Source organism: Protofrankia sp. CiP1_Cm_nod4 (assembly GCF_982290645.1).
On the sequence record NZ_CEVIVC010000212.1, the window covers coordinates 1 to 4,682 of the forward strand.

General features: G+C 71.4%; 3 protein-coding genes. 2 read left to right on the forward strand and 1 reads right to left on the reverse strand.

Features of this window, described 5'->3' with window-relative positions:
- Window positions 1-564, reverse strand: a 564-nt coding sequence (locus AC5LSR_RS22890) for an ATP-binding protein (RefSeq protein ID WP_493468999.1), incomplete at its 3' end; no start/stop codon positions are given.
- Between the two features lie 252 nt (window positions 565-816).
- On the opposite strand from AC5LSR_RS22890, the gene AC5LSR_RS22895 reads away from it, so the two are divergent.
- Window positions 817-2,016: a serine/threonine-protein kinase gene (locus AC5LSR_RS22895; RefSeq protein WP_250290940.1), complete on the forward strand. Its 1,200-nt coding sequence runs from the start codon at window positions 817-819 to the stop codon at window positions 2,014-2,016.
- Window positions 2,017-2,183: 167 nt separating this feature from the next.
- The coding region (locus tag AC5LSR_RS22900) for a DEAD/DEAH box helicase (RefSeq protein WP_493469000.1) at window positions 2,184-4,682 on the forward strand (2,499 nt) is incomplete at its 3' end.

A 4,682-nucleotide genomic window follows, 5' to 3' on the forward strand; every position in this document is an offset into this window, starting at 1 on the left:
ACCGCCGGATGCGGCTTTGTAATCCCGGACATCGCGCAGGCCGCACAGGGCGACCGAGGCGGGGAAGCGGCTGGGCCGGTTGCTGTATCCGTCGCGGAGCTGGCTGAGGACGCTGAGCAGGCTCTGCCCCTGGAGCGCGTCGATCTCGTCGAAGAACAGCACCAGGGGACGGGGACAGGCAAGCGCCCAGGCGGTCAGCGCGGCTACCAGCAGGCTCGCGTCAGTCACATCCGGCCACGGCGGCGGGCGAAGATCGGCCGGGAGGGTGGCCTCTGCGGCGTCCCGGATCCGCTCGAGGATCCCCCGGGCCGCGGCGCCGTAGTCGTCGCCGGTGGCCCGTCCGATCTCGCAGGAGAACCGCACCGCCGCGTACCGGCCTTCGGTGGTCAGTTCCCGGGCAAGTGCCTGCAGAGTGGTTGTCTTCCCGGTCTGCCGGGGAGCGTGGACAACGAAATAGCCCCTCTGCTCGATGAGGCCGGGTGCCTCGGGCAGCCGCGGCAGGGCTGGGATCATATAGTGGTATTCGGGCAGGCACGGGCCCGCGGTGTTGAAATGACGTCCCATCCCGGCCTCCCGCCACGACGCTGCGCTGCGCTGCGATCGTCACTCTACGGCGGCTTTGTCGGCCATCCGCACAACGAGCGTGGTCCGTTGGCGTGGCGCGCACCTGGCGCTGGGGCCACCGCTGGGTGGGGGCTGAGCCGTTGCTGATGCCCGGTGTGACCGTTAATGAGCTGACTGTTCTAAACTACTTGTCCGCGGTCATCCTGTTCGCGGTCATCGTGGACGGTTCCTGGGGCTGGGGGCGAGGGGATCATGGACGCGCTGCTCCCGTCGGACCCGGTGCGGGTCGGCCCGTACGAGCTGCGTGGCCGCCTGGGGGCGGGTGGCATGGGCCAGGTGTATCTGGGGATGTCGACCGCGGCCGAGAAGGTGGCCCTCAAGGTCATCAAACCGGAGCTGGTCGCGGATCCGGCTGTCCGGCGGCGTTTCTCCGAAGAGGTCGAGAACCTCAGGATGATCTACGGCGCCCGGGTGGCGCGGTTCGAGGACGCCGGTCTTGAGGACGATCCGCCCTGGTGCGCTGTCGAATACGTCCCCGGGCGGACCCTGCGCCAGCATGTGGAGCTGCGAGGAGTGCTCGACCCGCCGCTGACCGCGATTCTCGGCGCGGCGCTCATCGAGGGGCTGGAGAAGATCCACCAGGTCGGGCTGCTGCACCGGGATCTCAAGCCCCAGAACATCCTGCTCGGTCCGGACGGCCCCAAGGTGATCGACTTCGGACTGGCGCTGCTGCTGGAGCGGAGGCACGAGCGGGAGCTCACCGAGCCCGGCGGGGTCGTCGGCACCCTCGCCTACATGCCGCCCGAGCAGGCCCGGGGCGACCGGGAGCTGACCGGGGCGGCCGACGTCTACGCGCTCGGCGCCACCCTGGTCTTCGCGGCCACCGGACGTTCGCTGTATCCCGGGGTCCGTGGCTACGCGCTGCTGGGCCACATCGCCGATCCCGCCATCCGGCCGGATCTGGACGCGGTTCCGGCCGAACTGGCGTCGCTGCTCGGCGCGATGCTCGCCTTCGAGCCGGCCGCCCGGCCGTCGCTGGACGCGTTGATGACCGGCCTGATGGACGTCGCGACCGCGGGTGGCCGGACCGGGGCGCGGCTGCGGCGCCGTCTCGTGGCCCGGACGTTCGTCGCGTCCGCTAGCGGGCCCGAGCTGTACGACGCCGACCCGCGGGAGGAGCCGTGGGACGACCAGACGGCGGTCCCGTGGGGATCATCCGGCTCGGACCATGCCGAGTGGGCGGCCGAGGGGGTGGATGCCGGGGGCACGGAGGGCGGAGAAACGCGGAATACCGGGACAGACCATGCCGCACAGGCGACGCGGGTGCTGCCGGTACCGGACGGATCAGGTCCTCGGGTGGGCCCGGCTGCGTTACCGTCGCGGGCGTCCGTCAGTGTTGAGTGGCTGGTGACGCGCCTGCGCGCCGAGTACGCCCGCAACGCGGAGCTCTGAGCGGAGCCTGGCCGCGGGGAGGGAGCGCCGGGCCGGCATCGATGTCGGTGCTGGTACCGGCGCCGGCTCTCGGGACACGGTCACAGGCGGGCGTGCGAGGTCGGGGTGGGCCTGCGACGTGGGGACGTACGACGCAGAGGACGTAGGGACAGGGAAGGCAGGCGTTGGTGACAGCAGGGCGGCGCGGGTCGTACGCGCCGGGTGCACGGGTCCTCGTTCGTGACGAGGAGTGGCTGGTGCGCAGCGCCGTCCGGACGGCGCACGACGGGTACATGATCAAAGTGGTGGGGGCCTCGGAGTTCGTCCAGGACCGTGAGGCGACGTTCTTCGACGGGCTTGAGCCGGTCGAGGTGCTGCGCCCGGAGAACACCGTCCTGGTCGCCGACGACACGCCGCGGTTCCGGCGCGGCCGGCTGTATCTGGAGGCGGTGCTGCGCCGCACGCCGCTGCCGCGTGGCGAGCGCGGGCTGGCGCTGGCGGACTCGTTCGTGCTCGACCCGAAGGTCTACCAGCAGCGGCCGGCCGAGCTCGCGCTCGCCGGGCTACGCCCCCGCATACTGATCGCGGACGTGGTGGGCCTGGGCAAGACCCTGGAGATCGGGCTGATCCTGGCCGAGCTGGTCCGTCGCGGCCGGGGGGAGCGCATCCTCGTGGTGACGCCGCAGCACGTGCTCGAGCAGTTCCAGCACGAGCTGTGGACGCGTTTCTCCCTCCCGCTGGTCCGGCTGGACTCGGTGGGTATCGAGCGGATCCAGCGGGAGATCCCGGCCGGGCGCAACCCGTTCACCTATTTCAAGCGGGTCATCGTCTCGGTGGACACGTTGAAGAACGTCGGCATGTACGGCCATCACCTGGAGAACATCGGCTGGGACGCGGTCGTGATCGACGAGTCGCACAACCTGATCGGTTCGACGAGCCTGCGCAACCGGCTGGCGCGGCTGCTGGCCTCCCGTACCGACGCGCTGCTGCTGGCCAGCGCCACCCCGCACAACGGTGACAAGAAGTCCTTCGGCGAGCTGATCAGACTGCTCGACCCGGCCGCGATCGTCGATGTCGAGAACTACGCGAAAGAGGACATCGAACATCTCTACCTGCGCCGGACGAAGATCAGTCCGGAGGTCCGGGACGAGATCAGCAACGAGTGGGCCGAGCGGGGCCCGTCGGTGCCGTTACGCTGCCCGGCCACGGCCGCGGAGGAGAAGATCTTCGCCGAGCTCACCGAGGTCTGGCTGCCGCCCGAGGGCGCGCCCGACGGCGTGGCCGAGGTGACGGCGGGCCGGCAGCCAGCGAGCACAGTGAGCACGCTGAACACGGCGAGCGCGGTGAGCAGGGAGCGGCGGCTGTTCCCCTACACGCTGCTGAAGGCGTTCCTGTCCTCGCATCACGCGCTGGCACAGACCGTCGACACGCGGCTGCGGTCGGCGGGCTGCACCGACGCTCAGGAGCGGTCCGCGCTCGGCCGGCTGCGCACGCTGGCGGCGGCCATGACCGACGCCGACTCCGCCAAGCTGGCGGCCCTGCTGCGCGAGCTGCGCCAGATCGGGGCCGGTCCGGGCAGCCAGGTGCGGGTCGTGGTGTTCTCCGAGCGGGTCGCGACGCTGAAGTGGCTGGCCGACGTCGTACCGGCGGCACTGGGCTTCACGGGGCGGACGGCCGCCCGGGACGCGGTGCGGGTCATGCACGGCGGCCTGCCCGACACCGACCAGCAGCGGATCGTCGAGGAGTTCTCCCAGCGGGACGCCCCGGTACGGATGCTGTTCACCGGCGACGTGGCGTCCGAAGGGGTCAACCTGCACCGGCAGTGCCACCATCTGGTGCACTACGACCTGCCGTGGAGCCTGATCCGCATCGAGCAGCGTAACGGCCGGATCGACCGTTACGGCCAGGCGCACCAGCCCCGGTTCCGGGCGCTGATCCTCACCTCGTCCGTGGACGGCGCCAGGGACGACACCACGGTCGCCGAGAAGCTGCTGGCCCGCGAGGCGGAGGCGCACCGCAGCCTCGGCAGCGCCGAGGCGGTCACCGGGGAGTATCTGGCCGACCGGGAGGAGCGCCGTCTCATCCAGGATCTGCTCGCCGGCCGCGGCGTGGAGGAGTCACTGGACGCCGGCCCGCGACACGACGTGCTGGCCGATCTGCTCGGCGGCGTCGGTGAGACGCACGTTGCCGCGCAGCCGGCGCGGGCGCGGGTGCCGACCCTGTTCGCCTCCACCGAACGGTTCGTCGACGAGGCGCTGCGGGAGGTCTTCGACTCTCCCGAGGACGCGCTCGCGCTCCGCCGCGAGGAGGGGATGATCGCTTTTGACGCCCCGGCCGACCTGGAGCGCCGCATGTCGGACCTGCCCCGCTCCTACCTGGCCGACCAGCGGGTGGACGGCCGGCTGCGGCTGAAGCTGACCTTCGACCGGGAGCTTGCCAGGCGCCGGCTGGAGCAGGCCCGCGCGAGCCGGAAGACCAGCTGGCCGGACATCGCCTACGTCAGCGACATCCACCCGGTGGTCGACTGGCTCGTCGACAAGGTGCTGGTCAGGCTCGGCCGGCAGCAGGCACCCGTCCTGCTCGCCGACGTCCCCGGCCCGGTGTTCCTCGTCCAGGGCGTGTACTGCAACCAGCTGGGCCAGCCGACCGTGGTCGAGTGGATGGCGGTCGGCGGCCTGCCCGGCGCG

Bases quoted from the DNA above. Each gene is read 5' to 3' on its own strand.
- AC5LSR_RS22895 (WP_250290940.1), top strand. From the start codon at position 817: ATGGACGCGCTGCTCCCGTCGGACCCGGTGCGGGTCGGCCCGTACGAG.